Source organism: Kribbella sp. NBC_01484 (genome assembly GCF_036227145.1).
Classification (GTDB): Bacteria; Actinomycetota; Actinomycetes; order Propionibacteriales; family Kribbellaceae; genus Kribbella.
This window is the reverse complement of sequence record NZ_CP109437.1, coordinates 7874666-7894229: the sequence shown is the minus strand read 5'-3', so window position 1 is coordinate 7894229 and position 19564 is coordinate 7874666. Positions and strand designations below refer to the sequence as shown.

Below are 19564 nucleotides of genomic sequence, written 5' to 3'. Positions count from 1 at the left end.
GTCTAGTTGCCGAAAAGGGACAGGAGCTGTTGTACGCCGTTTGCCGGGTCGGTCAAGTGGAGCCGGAGTACCGGACGGCCGCGGTCGGCCAGAACGTTCGCGTCACCGGCCGCCTGGGCCGAGATCAGCGTGCCGAACGTGAACGGACGGTCGGGGATCTCCACGTCCGTCGGGTGCGCCGCGGTGATCTGCAGGAACACGCCCTCCGGGTGGCCACCCTTGTGGTACTGGCCGGTCGAGTGCAGGAACCGCGGACCCCAGCCGAAGGTGACCGGACGGCCCGTGCGGGTCGCCAGCGCCGGGCGAATCGCGGCCAGATAGCCGTCGCGCTCGGAGTCCAGGTACGCCATGACGGCAAGGTAGCCCTTGGCATCGAGCTTGCCCAGCAGCGCGTCGACCGCGCCTTGCAGCGAGTCCACACCGTCCAGCAGACCCTCGGAACCACGAACCTCGACGGCACCCTCGGTGAATGCCGCGGCCTCCGGCTCGGGCTGTGCGTCGAGCAGGCCACGCGCCGCCTTCTTCGCGCTCTCGACGTCGGGCTGGTCGAACGGGTTGATGCCCAGCAGGTAGCCGGCCACCGCCGTCGCCATCTCCCAGAGCAGGAACTGCCCACCGAGCGTGCCCGAGGTCAGCGCCGTCGGCACACCGCTGGTCGCCTTCTCCGCGAGCAGCGCGTTGGTCAGGTCCGCCGCCTCGCTACGCAGCTCCGGAGCGCCGAACTCGACCGCTACCGGGAGTACGCCGGTGCCGTTCTTGCCGGTGCTCTCGGCGATCAGCTGCTCCGCCCAGTCCGGGAAGCCGACGATGTCCGAGCCGTCGGCCGTGATGATCGCCTTGTCCCGCCCGGCGCTGGCCGCGAGTACGGCGCCCAGCCACAGGGCCGGGTTGTCCGTGGAGTCGGCCTGGAGCTCGGGGGCAGCCTCGGCGGCCTGGTCGAGCAGCTCGGCGATGTCCGCACCGGCCAGGCCGGACGGCACCAGCCCGAACGCGGTCAGCGCGCTGTACCGGCCGCCGATGTTCGGGTCGGCCAGGAACGTCTTGCGGTAACCCTCGTCGGCCGACAACTTCTCGAACGGCGACCCCGGGTCCGTCACCACGACGACCCGGGACGCGGCGTCGATGCCCGCGTCCGTGAACGCCTTGACGAACGTCCGCCGGTGGCTGTCCGTCTCGACCGTCCCACCGGACTTGCTGGACACCACGATGACTGTCTTCGACAGATCGCCCGCCAGCGCCCGGCCGACCACACTCGGGTCGGTCGAGTCCAGGACGACGAGCTCGACGCCTGCTGTCCGGGTGATCACCTCGGGGGCCAGCGACGAACCGCCCATGCCGGACAGCACGATCCGGTCCAGACCCTCGGACCGCAGGTCCGCCTGCAGCGCCTCGATCTCGGCCAGCAGCGGACGCGAGGTCTCGTGCAGGTCGACCCAGCCGAGCCGGATCGAGGCCTCGGACTCGGCCTCCGGGCCCCAGATCGTCGCGTCCTTCGCGGCGATCCGGGACGCGATCTTCGCAGCGACCAGTTTGCCGACAACCTCGGCCCAGTCGCCGTTCTGCGTGCTGACCGACGGAGCGCTCACTTGGCGGCCGCCTTCAGCGCCGCGGTGACGGTGTCCTGCAGGTCCGACCAGGACGCGTCGAACTTGGCCACACCCTCGTCCTCGAGCACCTGGACGACCTCGTCGTACGAGATGCCCAGCTTCTCCAGGTCGTCGATCACCTTGCGGTCGGCCGCGTAGTCGCCGCGGACCGTGTCACCGGAGAACTCGCTGTGCTCCTCGACCGCCTTGATGGTTGCCTCAGGCATCGTGTTGACGACACCGCTGGTGACCAGGTTGTCGACGTACAGGGTGGGGGAGTACGACGGGTCCTTGGTGCCGGTTGACGCCCACAGCGGACGCTGCGGCTTCGCGCCGGCGGTCTCGATCTCGCGCCAGCGGTCGGTGTCGAAGATCTCCTCGTACACCTCGAACGCGAGCCGGGCGTTGGCGATCGCGGCCTTGCCCTTCAGGGCCAACGCCTCGTCGGTGCCGATGGCGTCCAGCCGCTTGTCCACCTCGGTGTCGACCCGGCTGACGAAGAACGACGCGACGCTGGCCAGCTTGGTCACGTCGTGGCCGTTCTCGATCGCCTGCTCCAGGCCGGTCAGGAACGCGTCCACGACCGCCTTGTAGCGGTCGAGGGAGAAGATCAGCGTCACGTTCACGCTGATCCCGGCGGCCAGCGTCGCGGTGATCGCGGGCAGTCCCTCCTTGGTGGCCGGGATCTTGACGAAGATGTTCTCCCGGCCGACGGCCTCCCACAGCTCCTTGGCCTGCCGGTTCGTCTTCTCGGTGTCGTGCGCCAGCGTCGGCTCGACCTCGATCGAGACCCGGCCGTCCTGGCCCTCGCTGTCGTCGTACGCCGGCTTGAACACATCAGCGGCGTCGCGGACGTCCTCGGTGGTGATCACCCGGATCGCCTCGTCGGTGGAGATGCCCTGCGCAGCCAGCCGGGAGATCTTCTCGGCGTACGCGTCGGCGTCCGAGATGGCCTTGGCGAAGATGGTCGGGTTCGTGGTCACGCCGACCACGTGCTTGTCATGGATCAGGGCTGCCAGGCTGCCGCTGGTCAGTCGTTCGCGGGAGAGGTCGTCGAGCCAGATGGAGACACCCGCGTCGGTGAGTGCTTTCAAGCGATCGTTCATGTCCGGAGCCTTCCGAATCTTCTGTTGTGGGTGTCGTCAGTTGCCGGCGTCGGCGGGTCCGACCGGCCCGGCGGCGGCTCGCTTGGGCGGCACGCCCGGGCCGCTGATCCCGGCGGCCGCGGCGATGCTGTCCTTGGCTGCCTGTACGACGGCGCCGGCGGTGATGCCGAACTCGTCGTACAGCGTCTGGTAGGCGGCGGACGCGCCGTAGTGCTCCAGGCTGACCGTGCGGCCGGCGTCGCCGACGATGTCGTGCCAGCACTGGGCGATGCCGGCCTCGACCGACACCCGGGCCCGGACCGCCGCCGGGATGACGGACTCGCGGTACGCGTCGTCCTGCTCGTCGAACCACTCGCGGGAGACCATCGAGACCACGCGCGCCTTGATGCCCTCGGCCGCCAGCGTGTCGCGGGCCTCGACGGCCAGCTGCAGCTCAGAGCCGGTCCCGATCAGGACCACGTCCGGCGTGCCGTCGGTGTCGAGCAGCGTGTAGCCGCCCTTCTTCACGTTCTCCGTGGTGGCGAAGCCGTCGGTGCCACGGGGGAACGTCGGCACGTTCTGCCGGGTCAGCGCCAGGCCGGCCGGGCGGTCGGTGTGCTCGAGGATCACGGCCCACGCGGCCGCCGTCTCGTTCGCGTCACCGGGCCGTACGACGTCCAGGCCGGGGATCGCCCGCAGTGCGGCCAGGTGCTCGACCGGCTGGTGGGTCGGGCCGTCCTCGCCGAGGCCGATCGAGTCGTGCGTCCACACGTAGGTGACCGGCAGCTTCATCAGCGCGGCCAACCGGACCGCCGGGCGCATGTAGTCGCTGAAGACCAGGAACGTGCCGCCGTACGGGCGGGTCAGGCCGTGCAGGGTGATGCCGTTCAGCACCGAGCCCATGGCGTGCTCGCGGATGCCGAAGTGCAGCACCCGGCCGTACTCGTTGCCCTGGAACTCCTTGGTGGCGTGCTCGGCCGGGATGAACGACGGCTCGCCCTTCGGGGTGGTGTTGTTCGAGCCGGCCAGGTCGGCCGAACCGCCCCACAGCTCGGGCAGCTCCGGCGACAGCTTGGTGAGCACGTCACCGGACGCGGCGCGGGTGGCAACGCCCTTGGCGTCGGCGTCCCAGCTCGGCAGCGCGTCCTTCCAGCCGGCCGGCAGCTCACGCTTCCGCAGCCGGTCGAGCAGTGCCGCGCGCCCCGGGGTGGCCGTGCGCCAGGCGTCGTACTTCACGTCCCAGTCGTCCTGCAGCGCCTTGCCGCGTTCGAGCGCCTTGCGGGTGTAGGCGATCACGTCGTCGGCGACCTGGAAGGTCTGCTCCGGGTCCCACCCGAGCACCTTCTTGGTGGCGGCGACCTCGTCCGCACCGAGGGCCGAGCCGTGGATCTTCCCGGTGTTCTGCTTGGTCGGGGCCGGCCAGCCGATGATCGTGTGCAACCGGATGAAGCTCGGCTTGTCGGTGACCGCGTTGGCCGCCTCGATCGCGTCGTACAGGGCCTGGACGTTCTCCTCGTAGCCGGTGCCGCCATTGGTCCAGTCCACGTCCTGCACGTGCCAGCCGTACGCCGCGTAGCGGGCCGCCACGTCCTCGGAGAACGCGATGTTGGTGTCGTCCTCGATCGAGATCTTGTTGGCGTCGTAGATCACCGTCAGGTTGCCGAGCTGCTGGTGACCGGCCAGCGAGGACGCCTCACCGGAGATACCTTCCTCGAGGTCACCATCCGACGCGATCACGTAGATGTGGTGGTCGAACACGCCCGCGCCGCGGGCCGCATCCGGCTCCAGCAGACCGCGCTCGCGGCGGGCCGCCATCGCCATGCCGACCGCGTTGCCGACGCCCTGGCCGAGCGGGCCGGTCGTGGTCTCGACGCCGGGGGTGTGGGAGTACTCCGGGTGGCCCGGAGTCTTGCTGCCCCAGGTCCGCAGCGACTTCAGGTCGTCCAGTTCGAGGCCGAAGCCGGCCAGGTACAGCTGGATGTAGAGGGTGAGGCTGGAGTGACCGGCCGAGAGTACGAACCGGTCGCGGCCGGCCCAGTGCGGGTCGGCGGGATTGTGCCGCATCACCTTCTGGAACAGCAGGTACGCCGCCGGTGCCAGGCTCATCGCCGTACCGGGGTGGCCGTTGCCGACCTTCTCGACCGCGTCCATCGCGAGCACCCGCACGGTGTCGACCGCGCGCTGGTCGAGCTCGGTCCATTCAAGCTTGGGGCTGGTCTTCTCCGTCACGCCGGCGGCGCTCCTCTCGATGGCTGCGAAACACGTCTGGTCAGCGTCGAGGGGATCGCTCCGCGACCTACCGGCCGGTCACGATCGCGCCCCCGCGCGTCACCGTGAGCGAGCCTACTCGCCTAGGCGTCCGGCGCCTTCCATAGACTCCGAACCCGGCCGGCCTGGTGCTTGTTCCCGACGTCTGCCAGGTCACACCGATGACTCGCCCAGGGGGGTGGCGAGTCACTCCTACGGGCCGTCGTAGACTGTCGAATCGTCAGCGCCGGACCTCCGGCGTCAACCCACTGAGTTCGAGGTGTTCGTGACGGCCGTCGACCCGCGTCCAGCCGCGACGACGTCGTACCCGACGCCGCTGGTGGACGCTCCTGCTGTGGTGAGTCCGTCGGTGCGCGACGTGGTGAAGACGTACGTCGGTCTGACCAAGCCTCGCATCATCGAGCTGCTGCTGATCACGACCGTGCCGGTGATGTTCCTGGCCGCCGGGGGAGTGCCCGGTCTGGAGGTCGTCGCGGCCACCCTGGTCGGCGGCATCCTCGCCTCCGGCAGCGCCAACACGATCAACTGCGTGCTCGACCGGGACATCGACGAGCAGATGCGCCGGACCCGGCGCCGGCCGCTGCCGCGGCACGCGGTCAGTCCGCGCTCGGCGACGGTGTTCGGCATCGTGCTCGGCGTCCTGGCCACGCTCGAGCTCGGGTTCTTCGTCAACTGGCTGTCGTCCGGACTGGCGCTCGCGGCGAATCTCTTCTACGTGTTCGGCTACACGATGGTGCTCAAGCGCCGGACCGTGCAGAACATCGTCTGGGGCGGCATCGCGGGCTGCTTCCCGACCCTGATCGGCTGGACCGCGGTCACCAACGAGCTGGCCTGGACCCCGGTCGTGCTGTTCCTCGTGGTGTTCTTCTGGACGCCGCCGCACACCTGGTCGCTGGCGATGCGCTACCGCGAGGACTACGCATCGGTCGACGTACCGATGCTGCCTGTAGTCGCCACCCCGGTCGCGACCGCCCGGCAGATCATGGCGTACTCGGTGATCATGGTGATCACCTCGCTCGCGCTGTGGCCCGTCGCGGATACCGGATTCGTCTACCCGCTGGCGGCGATCGCGCTGGGTGTGGTGTTCCTGCGCGAGGCCCGCGCGTTGTTGCTCCGCGCCCACACCGGCGCCGAAGGAGCCGCGCTGCGGCCGATGCGGTTGTTCCACTTCTCCAACATCTACCTGGCGCTGCTGTTCATCGCCGCGGCCGTCGATCCCTTGCTGCACTGAGCAGAACGACTCCGGTACGCCGGTCGCCGGGTCCCGTGGCCGGGTCGGTCTTCAGGTGCTGTGGTCGGGGTCGGCCTTCAGGTGCTGTGGTTCGCGTTGGCGCCCGGGAGTTGTCGTTCCCTTTGCCTTCGGCGGTGCTGGGGGCGGGTTCGCCCTCGGCGGTGCTGGGGTCGGGTTTGGCCCTTGGGAGGTGGTGGGGTCGGGTTCGCCCTTCGGAGGTGCTGGGGTCGGGTTTGGCCTTCGGAGGTGCTGGGTCGGGAACGGTTCGGAACGGCTGGGGTCCGGCTTCGGAAGGGCTGTGGTGCGCTGGGTACGGTGATCCGGTCGGGGGCTGGCACACCTCGTCGGGGGCTTGGACAAGTTATTCCCTGTCCCTGGTCCCCGTTTCCTGTCCCCGCCCCCGTCAACTGCCCCATTCGACCCCCGCATCCCACCAGGCGCACCCGACTGCCCCCATTCGACCCCGCATCCCACCAGGCGGACACAGTCGTCCATTTCGCGGAACGCCCACCCGGATCAGCCACCGAGTCGTGGATCCAGGCCGAGAAACCTGGCGTGTCGACAACCACGATCCACGACTCGACAACCGAAGCCGCCGCCCGGGTCCACGAGTCGACAACCGAAGCCGCCGCCCGGGTCCACGAGTCGACAACCGAAGCCGCCGCCCGGGTCCACGAGTCGGGAACCACCGAAGCCGCCGCCCGGGTCCACGAGTCGGCAACCGAAGCCGGCGCCCGGGTCCACGAGTCGGCAACCGAAGCCGGCGCCCGGGTCCACGAGTCGGCAACCGAAGCCGCTGCCCGGGTCCACGAGTCGGCAACCGAAGCCGGCGCCCGGGTCCACGAGTCGGCAACCGAAGCCGCTGCCCGGGTCCACGAGTCGGCAACCGAAGCCGGCGCCCGGGTCCACGAGTCGGCAACCGAAGCCGGCGCCCGGGTCCACGAGTCGGCAACCGAAGCCGGCGCCCGGGTCCACGAGTCGGCAACGGAACCACCGCCGTGGTCAACGACTTGGTGGCCGAGCCGGCACTTTGGTTCACCACTCGACGAGCGATCTGCGCCCGATTCGCAGCATCGCGGACAGCCCGCTTGACCCCAGCACCTCCGACGGCCTTGGGGGTGGGTGCGCGGCGAGGGAGGTGCGCCTGAACGGGCAGGGTGGTTGCTTCGGGCATCGAATGGCGGTGTACCGAGGGTGGAGTCGCGGCGACACTGCGTTGTTCGTAAGGGGTTTGCGGCGCGTGTGTGGTCGGCTGCGTGGAGTCCTCCCGTTGACCTCATCGTTATCTGATGTTCCGATAGGGCGGTCTGTGGAGGGGGTTCCACGCCTGGGGGGACACAGATGAAGGGGAAGACATGGGGGTTCGAACACGCATTGCCGCAGTCGCAGCACTGGCACTCGCCGGGTCCGTGCTGGTGGCCGGACAGGCAGATGCCGGTGGCAGCCATTCGAGTTTGACGCCGGTCGCAACGGGCCTGAACGGCCCGCGCGGCGTCTCGACGTTCGGGAACAAGGTCATCTACAGCGTGACCGACGGTTCGGTCTACGCGACTGACGGGCACAAGACCTGGAAGCTCGGCACCGTGCCGGGGGCGGGCGGCTTGGCGCCGGCGATCGACACCAGCAAGCGGGGCGTGACGTATGCCCTGACCGGTGCGGGCGGGGAGCCCGGACAGCCACCGGTGCCGGGCGGTTCGACGCTGTACCGGTTGCGGCCCGGCAAGTCACCGGTGAAGGTCAAGGACATCGCGGCGTACCAGGCGACGGACCCGGACCCGTACAACCAGGCCGACTCGCCGACGGAGTCCAACCCGTTCGGTGTCGCGGCGCTGAACGACGGCACCGTCCTGGTGTCCGATGCCGCGAACAACGATCTGCTCCGGGTCTGGCCGAACGGCAAGACGAAGACGGTCGCACGGCTGAAGCCGCGCACGGTGAAGGTGCCTGCTGGTCTCGGGCCGGACGCACCTCCGGCCGGAACGCCGTTCGTCGCCGAGGCCGTGGCAACGTCGGTGACGGTCGGGTCCGACGGCTACTGGTACGTCGGTGAGCTCCGCGGCTTCCCCGCCACACCAGGGACCTCGGAGATCTGGCGGATCAAGCCGGGTTCGATCGGCGCGGTCTGTGACCCGGTCAAGCCGAACAAGGGCAACTGCCAGCGGTACGCCGACGGCTACACGTCGATCGTCGACCTGGCCGGCGGGCCGCACGGCACGCTCGCGGTGGTGGAGCTGGCGCGGGACAGCTGGCTCGCTTTCGAGTCCGGCGGCTCGACGATCGGCGCTCTCTTCCTGCAGTACCCGGGCAAGCACCACAGGGCCGGTTACAAGCGGGAACTGGTCCGCGGCCAGCTGAACCTGCCAGGCGGCGCGGCCTTCAACCGGTGGGGCGGCCTGTACGTCTCCGCACCGGTCTTCGGGCCTGGAGCCGTCTACAAGGTGAAGTACTGAAGTAAGTGGTACGCCCGCGGCGTGAGCTACGTCGCGGGCGTGCCGCGTTCGGCGTACACGGCTGTTACCAGGGCGACGAGTAGGCCGGCGAAGAACATGTGGACCAGGACCAGGCCCCAGGGGAGGCCGGTGAAGTACTGCGTGAAGCCGACGGCGCCCTGGAGTAGTTCCATCGCGAGCAACCAGGCGGCCAGCTTGCGCAGCGTTCTCGAGGTCGCCGTGACACGGGTGGCGATCACCAGTGCGATCGTGATTCCGAGCAGGCCGAACACGACGTCCGCGTGCAGCTGGCTGATCAGCTCCTCGTTGAACCCGTTCCGCCCGGTGTCGGGATCGCCCGAGTGCGGACCCGCGCCGGTGACCAAGGTGCCGAGGGCAACGGTCAGCCAGACCGCCACGACACAGGCGGTCGCGAGGGCGCGGACCACCGGGGGAGTGTGCGGGTAGGGACTGGTCCGGGACCGGCGCACCATCGACACCGTCAAGGTGATGATCACCGGCGAGACCAGGAAGTGCGCGGACACGATCCACGGGTTCAGCCCGGTCAGCACGCTGATGCCGCCGATCACGGCCTGCAGCGGGACGCCGAGCGCGGCCGCCGTGGCGAGCCGGCGCAGGTCCCGGCGGATCGGGCGGTACCGCATCACCACGAGCCAGGTGCAGATCGCGATCACCGCGACCACGAACCCGAGCATCCGGTTGCCGAACTCGATCGCGCCGTGGATGCCGAGCGCGCTGTGCGGTACGTACGACTGGTCGGTGCACTGCGGCCAGGTCGGGCAGCCGAGGCCGGAGCCGGTCAACCGGACCAGACCACCGGTGACCACGATGCCGATGTTCGCCACCACCGAGGCCCAGCCCCAGCGCCGGACGACGTCCAGGCTCGGTTCGGGAACCAGTCGCCAGAATCCGCTGACTGGCTCGGTCTCTTGGGCCGGCGTCTCCGTGCTCATCACCGGCACACTCTAAAGGTCAGTCCCATCGGAAGGTTCGGGAGACCAGGTAACCCAGCACCCCGGCCCAGAGCGCGAGTGACAGCGCCGCAGCCCATGGGATCACACCTTCGACGGTCGAGTTCGCCAGCCCGTTGGCCAGGGCCGCACTCGGCAACAGACGTACGACGCCCTGCATGCCGGCCGGATACTCGTCGACCGGCGTGAGGATCGCGCCACCCACCAGCAGCAGCAGGTACAGCAGGTTCGCCGCGGCCAGCGTGGCTTCGGCGCGCAGTACGCCGGCCAATAGCAGCCCGAGCGACGCGAAGGCCGCCGTACCGCACAGGACCATCAGGATCACACCGAACACTGCGTTGAACCCACCCGTCGGGTCCCAGCCGAGGGCGAAGCCGGTCCCGATGAGTACCGCGAGCTGGATCGCCTCGACCACCAGCACCGCGCCGATCTTCCCGGCCAGCAGACCGGTGCGGGACAGCGGTGAGGCGCCCAGCCGCTTGATCACGCCGTACCGCCGCTCGAAGCCGGTCGCGATCGCCAGTGACGTGAAGGACGTCGAGAGCACCGCCAGCGCGAGCACCCGTGGCACGGCCTGGTCGATGGCCGGACCGTCGCCGAGGGGGAGTCGGTCACCGAGTTCGGTGCCGCCCAGCAGCAGGAGCAGGCCCAGCGGGATCACCAAGGCCAGCAACAACTGCTCGCCGTTGCGGATGAGCAGCTTGAACTCCATCCGGGCGTGCGCGAGCACCTTGCGGGGCCACGGGGCGCCACCTGGCCGCGGGGCATAGGTCGCGGCGCTCATCAGCCCTCCCGCTTCGGTGCCGTCAGTTCGAGGAAGACATCCTCGAGCGATTTCGTGTGATGTTCGGTGAGTGAGTCCGGCGTGCCGGACGCGATCACCTTGCCGGCGGACACGACGTGGACGTGGTCCGACAACTGCTCGGCCTCGTCCATCGCATGTGTCGTGAGTACGACGGTCACGCCGTCGTTCCGCAGATCGCGGATCAACTGCCAGATCTCGCGCCGTCCGTGCGGGTCCAGCCCGGTGGTCGGCTCGTCCAGGAACGCGATCTCCGGCCGCCCCACGATCGCGAGCGCGAACGACAGCCGCTGCTTCTGCCCACCCGACAACCGCCGGTACGGCGTCCGCCCGCAGCTGCCCAGGTCGAGTCGCTCGGCCAGCGCGGGGATGTCCAGTGGATGGGTGTGCAGGGTGGCGACGTACCGGAGCATCTCGAGCGCCCGGACCCCGGACCAGGCGCCGCCCTCCTGGAGCATCACGCCGATCCGCGGCATCAGTTCGTCGTGGTCCGCGATCGGGTCCAGCCCGAGCACCCGGACCCGGCCGGAATCCGGCCGCCGGAAACCCTCACAACTCTCCACGGTCGTGGTCTTGCCGGCGCCGTTGGGGCCGAGCACGGACGTCACCGTGCCGCCGGTTACGGTGAGACTGAGACCGTCGACCGCGGCCTTCTCGCCGTACCGCACGACGAGGTTGTCGATCTCCACCGCAACAGGCACGGCAGCAGTCTAGGACTGGGCTGTCGGGCCCTCGGCCCGGGCTGGGGGTGGTGGCGAGCGGCGTGACGCTGGTCACGGCAGGGCTCCGCCGCCCGCGGAGCGGCGCGAACCGGTTAGGTGAGCCTTATTTGAAGGGTCCGGGGAATTACGCGACACTGATGTTGTGAAAACTCCTGCGACCAATCCTGCGACGGGTGGCCCAGCGCCCTCCGGCGCCGGTGCTGTTGCCGGTGTGATGCGGGACGAGTCCACCCGGGACCGGGTCGCCCGCTCGATCCTGACCCACGGCCCGTCCAGCGCCGCGGTGCTCGCCGAGCGCCTGGAGCTGACCCCGGCGGCAGTCCGCCGGCACCTCGACCATCTGCTCGACGAGGGCCTGGTCGAATCCCGCGAGGAGCGTGTCTACGGCCCGCGTGGCCGCGGCCGCCCCGCGAAGGTCTTCGTGCTGACCGACACCGGCCGGCACGCGTTCCACCAGGCGTACGACGACCTGGCGGCCACCGCGATGCGGTTCATCGCCGAGGCCGGCGGTGAGCAGGCGGTCGCGGAGTTCGCCCGGCGCCGGGTCGCCGAGGTGGAGCAGAAATACCGGGAGCTGGTCGACGCCGCTCCGGAGAGCGACAAGACGGAGGCGCTGGCCCGGGCGCTGACAGCGGACGGGTACGCCGCCTCCACGGCGGAGGCCGGGCACGGCGCCCAGCTCTGCCAGCACCACTGCCCGGTCGCGCACGTGGCCGAGCAGTTCCCCCAGTTGTGCGAAGCCGAGACCGAGGTCTTCTCCCGGTTGCTCGGCAAGCACGTCCAGAGATTGGCCACCATCGCCCACGGCGACGGTGTCTGCACCACACATATCCCCGGCCCCCAGCCGGCTACTGCCCCTGTACCCGACGGCGAATCTGCGAGGACTGCACGATGACGCAAACCGCTCACCCTGAGCTCGAAGGGCTCGGCACGTACAAGTTCGGCTGGTCCGACAGTGACGCCGCCGGTTCCGTCGCGAAGCGGGGCCTCAGTACGGACGTGGTGGGGGGCATCTCGACGCTGAAGAACGAGCCGGAGTGGATGCTGGACCTGCGGCTGAAGGGCCTGAAGCTCTTCGACCGCAAGCCGATGCCGTCGTGGGGTGCCGATCTGTCCGGGATCGACTTCGACAACATCAAGTACTTCGTCCGCTCCACCGAGAAGCAGGCGACGAGCTGGGACGAGCTGCCCGCGGACATCAAGAACACCTACGACAAGCTCGGCATCCCCGAGGCGGAGAAGCAGCGCCTGGTCGCCGGCGTCGCCGCGCAGTACGAGTCCGAGGTCGTCTACCACCAGATCCGCGAGGACCTGGAGGCCCAGGGCGTCATCTTCCTGGACACCGACACCGGCCTGCGCGAGCACCCGGAGATCTTCAAGGAGTACTTCGGCTCCGTCATCCCGGTCGGCGACAACAAGTTCGCCTCGCTGAACACGGCGGTCTGGTCCGGCGGCTCGTTCATCTACGTGCCCAAGGGCGTCAAGGTGGACATCCCGCTGCAGGCCTACTTCCGGATCAACACCGAGAACATGGGCCAGTTCGAGCGGACGCTGATCATCGTCGACGAGGACGCCTACGTCCACTACGTCGAGGGCTGTACGGCGCCGATCTACAAGTCGGACTCGCTGCACTCCGCGGTGGTCGAGATCATCGTGAAGAAGGGCGCCCGCTGCCGCTACACGACGATCCAGAACTGGTCGAACAACGTCTACAACCTGGTCACCAAGCGCGCCACCTGCGAAGAGGGCGCGACGATGGAGTGGATCGACGGCAACATCGGCTCCAAGGTGACGATGAAGTACCCGGCCGTCTACCTGATGGGTGAGCACGCCAAGGGCGAGACCCTGTCGGTCGCGTTCGCGGGCGAGGGCCAGCACCAGGACGCCGGCTCCAAGATGGTGCACAACGCGCCGTACACGTCCAGCTCGATCATCTCGAAGTCGGTGGCCCGCGGCGGCGGCCGGACGTCGTACCGCGGCCTCGTCGAGGTCGCGCCGGGCAGCCACCACAGCAAGTCCACGGTGCGCTGTGACGCGCTGCTGATCGACACGATCAGCCGCTCGGACACCTACCCGTACGTCGACGTCCGCGAGGACGACGTGGCGATGGGGCACGAGGCGACCGTGTCCAAGGTCAGCGACGACCAGCTCTTCTACCTGATGAGCCGGGGCATGGCTGAGGACGAGGCGATGGCGATGATCGTCCGCGGCTTCATCGAGCCGATCGCCCGCGAGCTCCCGATGGAGTACGCGCTGGAACTCAACCGGCTCATCGAGCTGCAGATGGAAGGGGCCGTCGGCTGATGTCCGCCGCTGAAACCCTGGTCGCCACCGGCAACCGGGCGCACTCCCACGGGCCGGGCTCCCCGGTCCCGTTGCAGGCCCGCAGTGAGCGGCCGACGTCGTACGACGTGGCCGACTTCGCGGTGCCGAACGGTCGCGAGGAGGAGTGGCGCTTCACCCCGGTCAAGCAGCTCAAGGCACTGTTCGACGACGCGGCCGGCAGCGAGACCCCGAAGATCGACGCGAGCGGACCCGAGGGCGTCGTGTTCGACACGGTCGCCGCCGACTCGCTGCGGGTCGGCAAGCCGCAGGACCGGTCGGCCGCCATCGCCTGGAACCAGGCCGGCGCGGCGTTCGCGGTGCGGATCCCGGTCGAGGCCGAGCTGACCGAGCCGGTGCACGTGAACGTCGCGAGCCTCGGTGCGCGCGGCTTCACCCACCTGATCGTCGACGCCGGCCGGCACAGCCGCGCGATCGTGATCATCGATCACACCGGCGCGGGTGAGCTCGGCAGCAACGTCGAGATCGTCACCGGCGACGGCGCCGAACTGCGCGTGGTCAGCATCCAGCAGGGCGACCACGAGTCGATCCACCTGGCCCAGCACGACGCGCTGGTCGGGCGGGACGCGAAGCTCCACCACGTCGTCGTCACCCTCGGCGGCAGGATCGTCCGGATCGCCACCAACGTCCGGTACGCCGGGCCTGGCGGCGACGCGGAGCTCCTCGGCGTGTACTTCGCCGAGTCGGGCCAGCACCACGAGAACCGGCTCTTCGTCGACCACGAGGCCGCCAACTGCAAGAGCAACGTGATCTACAAGGGCGCGCTGGCCGGTGACCACGCCCGCTCGGTGTGGATCGGCGACGTCCTGATCCGCGCCGCGGCCGAAGGCACCAACACCTTCGAGCTGAACCGGAACCTGGTCCTGACCGACGGCGCGCGCGCCGACTCGGTGCCGAACCTGGAGATCGAGACCGGTGAGATCGAGGGCGCCGGCCACGCGTCGGCGACCGGCCGGTTCGACGACGAGCAGCTGTTCTACCTGCAGGCCCGCGGCATCCCCGAGGACGCGGCCCGGCGGCTGGTGGTGTCCGGCTTCTTCAACGACATCATCGGCAAGATCGGCGTTCCCGAGGTCGCCGAGCATCTGCACGACGTGATCGAGGAGAAGCTGGCGCGGGCCGCGGAGTTGAGCGCATCGGCCGAGGCGGTCGTCGGGCAGTGAGCGACAGCTTCGAGCGCGCCTGCGCCGCCGCCGACGTACCGGATGAAGGAGTCATCCCGGTCGAGGTCGGCGGCGTCGAGGTCGCGGTGGTGAAGAGCGAGGGACAGTTCTTCGCGGTGCGGGACGAGTGCTCGCACGCGCAGATCCAGCTGTCCGAGGGCGATGTCGGCGAGTGCGAGATCGAGTGCTGGCTGCACGGCTCCCGCTTCGACCTGCGCACCGGCGAGCCGACCAGCCTGCCGGCGTACGACCCGGTCCCGGTGTATCCGGTCCGGCTGGACGGCGACGACGTACTCGTCGACGTGAAGAACCCCCTGAATCAGGCATCCCTGTAAAGCGACGGAGATAGAAGAACCTCATGGCGACACTCGAGATCCGCGACCTGCACGTGTCGGTCGACACCGAGAGCGGCCCGAAGCAGATCCTGCGCGGCGTCAACCTGACCATCAGCGGTGGTCAGACGCACGCGATCATGGGCCCGAACGGTTCCGGCAAGTCCACGCTGGCGTACTCGATCGCCGGCCACCCGAAGTACAACATCACCAGCGGCACCGTCACCCTCGATGGCGAGGACGTCCTCGCCATGAAGGTCGACGAGCGCGCCCGGGCCGGCCTGTTCCTGGCCATGCAGTACCCGGTCGAGGTGCCAGGGGTGTCGGTGGCGAACTTCCTGCGGACGGCGAAGACCGCGATCGACGGCGAGGCGCCGAAGCTGCGCACCTGGGTCAAGGACGTCAACAAGGCGCTCGCCGACCTGGACATGGATGCCGACTTCGGTACCCGCAACGTCAACGAGGGCTTCTCCGGCGGTGAGAAGAAGCGGCACGAGATCGTCCAGCTGGAGCTGCTCGACCCGAAGATCGCGATCCTCGACGAGACCGACTCCGGCCTCGACATCGACGCGCTGAAGATCGTCTCCACCGGCGTGAACCGGTTCGCGGAGAAGGGTGACAAGGGTGTCCTGCTGATCACCCACTACACGCGGATCCTGCGCTACATCAAGCCGGACTTCGTGCACGTGTTCGTCGACGGCCGGGTCGCCGAAGAGGGCGGACCGGAGCTGGCCGAGGAGCTCGAGGCGAACGGCTACGAGCGCTTCCTGAAGGCCGGCGCGAAGTGACCACCGCCCGGACGTTCAGCAGTCCCCTGGACCTGCAGTCGGTCCGGGCGGACTTCCCGATCCTGTCCCGCGAGCTCGCGGGCGGTTTCCCGCTGGTCTACCTGGACTCGGCGAACTCCTCGCAGAAGCCTCGCCAGGTCGTGCAGGCCATCGAGGACCACTACCTCAAGCACAACGCGAACGTCGCCCGAGCCATGCACCAGCTCGGTGCCGAGGCGACCGCGGCGTACGAGAGCGGCCGGGACAAGGTGGCCGCCTTCATCGGAGCGCCGTCACGGGACGAGATCGTCTTCACCAAGAACGCCTCCGAGGCGCTCAACCTGGCCGCGCACACACTCGGCGCCTCGCTGAAGCCGGGCGATGTCGTGGTCATCTCCGAGATGGAGCACCACAGCAACATCGTCCCGTGGCAGCTCGCGTGCGAGCGGACCGGCGCGACGCTGAAGTGGTTCGGTGTCACCGAGGAGGGCCGGCTCGACCTCAGCAACATCGACGAGCTGCTCACTCCGCAGACCAAGGTCGTGGCACTGACCTGGGTGTCGAACGCACTCGGCACGATCAACCCGATCACCGACATCGCCGCCAAGGCGCACGCGGTCGGCGCGACCGTGGTGGTGGACGCGTCGCAGGCGGTGCCGCAGTTCCCGGTCGACGTCTCGACGCTCGGCGCCGACCTGCTGGCCTTCACCGGCCACAAGGTCGTCGGCCCGACCGGCGTCGGCGTGCTCTGGGGACGGTACGACCTGCTCGCCGCATTGCCGCCGTTCCTTGGTGGCGGTGAGATGATCGAGGTCGTGCGGATGACGGGTTCGACGTACGCCGCTCCGCCGGCCCGGTTCGAGGCCGGTACGCCGCCGATCGCGCAGGCGGTCGGGCTCGGTGCGGCGGTCGACTACCTGTCCGGGATCGGGATGGACAAGATCGCGGCGCACGAGCACGCGATCGTCGAGTACGCGCTCGAAGGGCTGAAGACGGTCCCGGGCGTGACGATCCTCGGGCCGACCGACGCGGCCGACCACGGCGGCGCGATCAGCTTCGAGGTCGAGGGCGTTCATCCGCACGACGTGGCGACTGTGCTGGACACGCGCGGGATCGCGGTACGGGCCGGGCACCATTGTGCGCGGCCGGTGCACGAGCGGTTCGGCGTGCAGTCCTCGACGCGGGCGTCGTTCTATCTCTACACGACTCCGGAGGAGATCGAGGCGCTGGTCGACGGCCTCGGCTTCGTCCGCTCTTTCTTCAAGCGTGCTTGACATCAGATACAGCAAGGTGGCCTGACTTTCCATGCAGCTGGACGCGCTGTACCAGGAGATCATCCTGGACCACTACCGCAGCCCGCACCACGCGGGCCTGGCGGACCCGTACGACGTGGAGGTGCACCACGTGAACCCGTCCTGCGGGGACGAGGTCACGCTCCGGGTCGAGCTCGACGGCGACACCGTGAAGGGTGTGACGCACGAGAGTGTCGGCTGTTCGATCAGCCAGGCGGCGACGTCGGTGATGTCGGATCTCGTCATCGGCAAACCGGTCGCCGAGGGCATGGCGACGTACGAGAAGTTCCTCGAACTGATGCAGAGCCGGGGGAATGCCGAACCGGACGAAGAGGTTCTGGAGGACGGCGTCGCGTTCGCGGGCGTCGCGCAGTTCCCGGCCCGGGTGAAGTGTGCGCTGCTGGGCTGGTCGGCCTGGCGGGACGCGACCGCCCAGGCTCTGGCCGCGAAAGAAGGAGTGAGCAATGCCTGACCAGACCGACGAGAAGATCGAGCTGCCCGAGGTCGACCTGGAAGCGGCGGCCGCTCAGCCCGGCACCAGTCCGGCCAAGGAAGAGGACGTCACCGAGGCACTGAAGGACGTCGTCGACCCCGAGCTCGGCATCAACGTGGTCGACCTGGGCCTGATCTACGGCATCACGGTCGACGACACCAGTACGGCGATCATCGACATGACGCTGACGTCCGCGGCCTGCCCGCTGACCGACGTGATCGAGGACCAGACCAGGATGGCGCTCGACGGCCTGGTGAACGACTTCCGGATCAACTGGGTCTGGATGCCGCCGTGGGGTCCGGAGAAGATCACCGACGACGGTCGCGACCAGCTCAGGGCGCTCGGCTTCAACGTGTGAGCCGCATCGTTACGGTGGCGCCGGAGCGGCTGGACAGGTGGCTGGCCGGCTTCGGTGACCGCCACGGCGAGGTCTCGTACGACGTGACGCCGACGAGCGTCACGGTCTCCGCGGCGGACGGCTCGCTTGCGGTCGTGACGGTGCCGTTCGCGCCGTTGAGTGAGCTCACTCGCGCGGGGTTGGTCGCGCACGTGCTCGGGGACCATCGGCTCGGTGTGCTGCTGGTGCGGCGCGGTGGTTACGGCGCCGGCGTGTTTGCCGGCGGCAAGCTTCTCGACTCCAAGGTCGGCTCGCGGCATGTGCAGGGGACGACCAAGGCCGGCGGCTGGTCGCAGCAACGGTACGCGCGGCGCCGCGACAACCAGGCGCGGGAAGCCTTCGCGGCCGCGACCGAGGTCGCCGTACGCATCCTGGCCCCGGCCAAGCTGGACGCGCTGGTGTGCGGGGGAGACCGGCGCGCCATCGACACCGTGCTCGAGGATCCGCGGTTGAAGGACCTGCCCGGACTGGTGCGGCCGCCGTTCCTCGGCGTACCGGATCCGAAGCAGAAGGTGCTCGAGCAGGCGGGAGTGGACGCCCGGGCGATCCGGATCGAGGTGACTCAGGAGGACCCGTCGTAGAGCGCGCGGAAGTCCTCCAGCGTTCCCCGGTAGTACTCCAGGTCGTCTTCCAGCTTGGCGCGCGTCACCAGGTGCCGGTTCTCCGCCCGGGCCTGCCGCCCGAACTCCGACCACACCGCCGCGTCCGGCGCCTCATTGGCTCCCTCAGGCACGAACTTGAGCGCCTCGCGGACCGCGTCCGCCGCAAACTCCCAGTTGATCTCGACGAGGTAGCGATCCTGGTCCGGTGCGGCGGTGTAGGCCATGTCGGCCTCCAGCGCCCGCCGCGCGAAGGTCGCGCCCACCACGGCCCACTGCGCCGCGTCGACCAACTGTGAGACGCCCAGGCCGAACCGGGCGCCGACCGTCCGGGACGCCTCCTCGGACGCGTACGGGATGAGCAGATCGCCGGCCGACGATCGCAGCGTCCAGCCGTCCGGGCCCTCGAGCAGGTTCTCCCCGGGCTGCAGTGGGGCGGGCTCGTTCGCCGGCACCTCCAGATCCGCCGCCGTCGTCAGGCTCACGTAGATCTGCGCCTCGGCCAGGGTCCTTGCGGTCAGCATCGGTTATCTCGCTCCTGTCTCTCGGACCAGATCGTGGTACGTGTCGCGAACCACCAGCAACCGGTCCAGCCGGAACCGGCCCGGCTCGGCGTCCCGGACCGCCCGGCCCTCGGGCGTCCAGAACTCGTCCTGCGGTACGGCGTCCTGCCCGGCCGGCACGAACTTGACCACCTCGTCCACGGCGGCCCGCGCGACGGCCAGCACCCTACCCGCCTCGACCGGCTCGGTGGGGACCGCCGCGGCGGCACGATCGGCCACAGCCATCCACTGTCCGGCATCCAGCAGCTCCGACGGCTCCGGTCCGCCGAACGTCGGCCAGCCGTTCACCCTGGTCTCCCGCTCGGGCAGACCGAACAGGTACTCGCGCTCGGCCGTACACCCGGGGCAGGTTCCGGCGTAGCTGATCGCGAGCTCGCCGTCGGCCTCGATCAGGCTGTGCTCCCAGGGCGTCTCGATCGAACCGCAGTCGGGGCACGGGTGCAGCTCCAGATACAGCTGCGCCTCATCCCGGGTGCGTGCCACTGCGAACGCCATGCCGT

Annotated in this window: 20 protein-coding genes; 12 read left to right on the top strand and 8 right to left on the bottom strand. The window is 69.3% G+C overall.

Annotated features, from left to right (window positions below; translation table 11 throughout):
* Window positions 1–2: 2 nt before the first annotated feature.
* From OG555_RS38145 to tkt, 3 genes are read right to left on the bottom strand one after another with little or no spacing between them, the layout of a single operon-like run.
* On the bottom strand, window positions 3–1586 hold the full coding sequence (locus OG555_RS38145; RefSeq protein ID WP_329478199.1) for a glucose-6-phosphate isomerase: 1584 nt from the start codon (window positions 1584–1586) through the stop codon (window positions 3–5).
* Entirely contained in the window at window positions 1583–2692 is a 1110-nt protein-coding gene (gene tal / locus OG555_RS38140) for a transaldolase (RefSeq protein ID WP_329478197.1), read from the bottom strand. The genes OG555_RS38145 and tal overlap by 4 nt, the downstream gene beginning before the upstream one ends.
* Before the next feature lie 36 nt (window positions 2693–2728).
* The gene (gene tkt / locus OG555_RS38135) at window positions 2729–4822 is read right to left on the bottom strand and encodes a transketolase (RefSeq protein ID WP_329484927.1); all 2094 of its coding nucleotides are present in this window, start codon (window positions 4820–4822) and stop codon (window positions 2729–2731) included.
* Window positions 4823–5204: 382 nt separating this feature from the next.
* Here tkt and OG555_RS38130 point away from each other — a divergent pair, with 382 nt between their 5' ends.
* The 3 genes from OG555_RS38130 (at window position 5205) to OG555_RS38120 (ending at window position 8620) form a co-directional block, all read left to right on the top strand.
* Window positions 5205–6170, top strand: coding sequence for a heme o synthase (locus OG555_RS38130; RefSeq protein WP_405066269.1), 966 nt, complete (start codon window positions 5205–5207; stop codon window positions 6168–6170).
* A 555-nt stretch (window positions 6171–6725) separates the two neighbouring features.
* The gene (locus OG555_RS38125) at window positions 6726–7262 is read left to right on the top strand and encodes a hypothetical protein (protein ID WP_329478195.1); all 537 of its coding nucleotides are present in this window, start codon (window positions 6726–6728) and stop codon (window positions 7260–7262) included.
* A gap of 263 nt (window positions 7263–7525) precedes the next feature.
* Window positions 7526–8620, top strand: coding sequence for a ScyD/ScyE family protein (locus tag OG555_RS38120; protein WP_329478193.1), 1095 nt, complete (start codon window positions 7526–7528; stop codon window positions 8618–8620).
* Window positions 8621–8646: 26 nt separating this feature from the next.
* Here the strand turns inward: OG555_RS38120 and OG555_RS38115 are convergent, their stop codons facing one another.
* The 3 genes from OG555_RS38115 to OG555_RS38105 are packed head-to-tail and all read right to left on the bottom strand — an operon-like array spanning window position 8647 to window position 11082.
* Entirely contained in the window at window positions 8647–9573 is a 927-nt protein-coding gene (locus OG555_RS38115) for a COX15/CtaA family protein (RefSeq protein ID WP_329478191.1), read from the bottom strand.
* A gap of 19 nt (window positions 9574–9592) precedes the next feature.
* Entirely contained in the window at window positions 9593–10375 is a 783-nt protein-coding gene (locus tag OG555_RS38110; RefSeq protein WP_329478188.1) for an ABC transporter permease, read from the bottom strand.
* Window positions 10375–11082: an ABC transporter ATP-binding protein gene (locus OG555_RS38105; RefSeq protein ID WP_442914546.1), complete on the bottom strand. Its 708-nt coding sequence runs from the start codon at window positions 11080–11082 to the stop codon at window positions 10375–10377. The genes OG555_RS38110 and OG555_RS38105 overlap by 1 nt, the downstream gene beginning before the upstream one ends.
* Before the next feature lie 247 nt (window positions 11083–11329).
* Here OG555_RS38105 and OG555_RS38100 point away from each other — a divergent pair, with 247 nt between their 5' ends.
* The 9 genes from OG555_RS38100 to OG555_RS38060 are packed head-to-tail and all read left to right on the top strand — an operon-like array spanning window position 11330 to window position 18483.
* Window positions 11330–12010: a helix-turn-helix transcriptional regulator gene (locus tag OG555_RS38100; RefSeq protein WP_329484925.1), complete on the top strand. Its 681-nt coding sequence runs from the start codon at window positions 11330–11332 to the stop codon at window positions 12008–12010.
* Entirely contained in the window at window positions 12007–13419 is a 1413-nt protein-coding gene (gene sufB, locus OG555_RS38095) for a Fe-S cluster assembly protein SufB (protein ID WP_329478184.1), read from the top strand. Before OG555_RS38100 ends, sufB begins: the two co-directional genes overlap by 4 nt.
* The gene (gene sufD / locus OG555_RS38090; protein WP_329478181.1) at window positions 13419–14621 is read left to right on the top strand and encodes a Fe-S cluster assembly protein SufD; all 1203 of its coding nucleotides are present in this window, start codon (window positions 13419–13421) and stop codon (window positions 14619–14621) included. Before sufB ends, sufD begins: the two co-directional genes overlap by 1 nt.
* Window positions 14618–14956, top strand: coding sequence for a non-heme iron oxygenase ferredoxin subunit (locus tag OG555_RS38085; RefSeq protein WP_329478179.1), 339 nt, complete (start codon window positions 14618–14620; stop codon window positions 14954–14956). Before sufD ends, OG555_RS38085 begins: the two co-directional genes overlap by 4 nt.
* Before the next feature lie 23 nt (window positions 14957–14979).
* Window positions 14980–15741 carry a Fe-S cluster assembly ATPase SufC gene (sufC, locus tag OG555_RS38080; protein WP_328521296.1) on the top strand — a complete coding sequence of 254 codons (762 nt, stop codon included), beginning with the start codon at window positions 14980–14982 and terminating at the stop codon, window positions 15739–15741.
* Entirely contained in the window at window positions 15738–16994 is a 1257-nt protein-coding gene (locus tag OG555_RS38075) for a cysteine desulfurase (protein WP_329478177.1), read from the top strand. The genes sufC and OG555_RS38075 overlap by 4 nt, the downstream gene beginning before the upstream one ends.
* 31 nt (window positions 16995–17025) lie before the next feature.
* On the top strand, window positions 17026–17484 hold the full coding sequence (gene sufU / locus OG555_RS38070) for a Fe-S cluster assembly sulfur transfer protein SufU (RefSeq protein ID WP_328521294.1): 459 nt from the start codon (window positions 17026–17028) through the stop codon (window positions 17482–17484).
* Window positions 17477–17863 carry a metal-sulfur cluster assembly factor gene (locus OG555_RS38065; protein ID WP_328521293.1) on the top strand — a complete coding sequence of 129 codons (387 nt, stop codon included), beginning with the start codon at window positions 17477–17479 and terminating at the stop codon, window positions 17861–17863. The genes sufU and OG555_RS38065 overlap by 8 nt, the downstream gene beginning before the upstream one ends.
* Window positions 17860–18483 carry an acVLRF1 family peptidyl-tRNA hydrolase gene (locus OG555_RS38060; protein ID WP_329478175.1) on the top strand — a complete coding sequence of 208 codons (624 nt, stop codon included), beginning with the start codon at window positions 17860–17862 and terminating at the stop codon, window positions 18481–18483. The genes OG555_RS38065 and OG555_RS38060 overlap by 4 nt, the downstream gene beginning before the upstream one ends.
* Here OG555_RS38060 and OG555_RS38055 read toward each other — a convergent pair.
* Together OG555_RS38055 and OG555_RS38050 are read right to left on the bottom strand one after the other, a co-directional pair.
* The gene (locus tag OG555_RS38055) at window positions 18465–19025 is read right to left on the bottom strand and encodes a hypothetical protein (RefSeq protein ID WP_329478173.1); all 561 of its coding nucleotides are present in this window, start codon (window positions 19023–19025) and stop codon (window positions 18465–18467) included. The genes OG555_RS38060 and OG555_RS38055 overlap by 19 nt on opposite strands.
* Before the next feature lie 3 nt (window positions 19026–19028).
* Window positions 19029–19559, bottom strand: a complete 531-nt coding sequence (locus OG555_RS38050) for a hypothetical protein (protein ID WP_329478170.1) — start codon at window positions 19557–19559, stop codon at window positions 19029–19031.
* Window positions 19560–19564 lie beyond the last annotated feature (5 nt).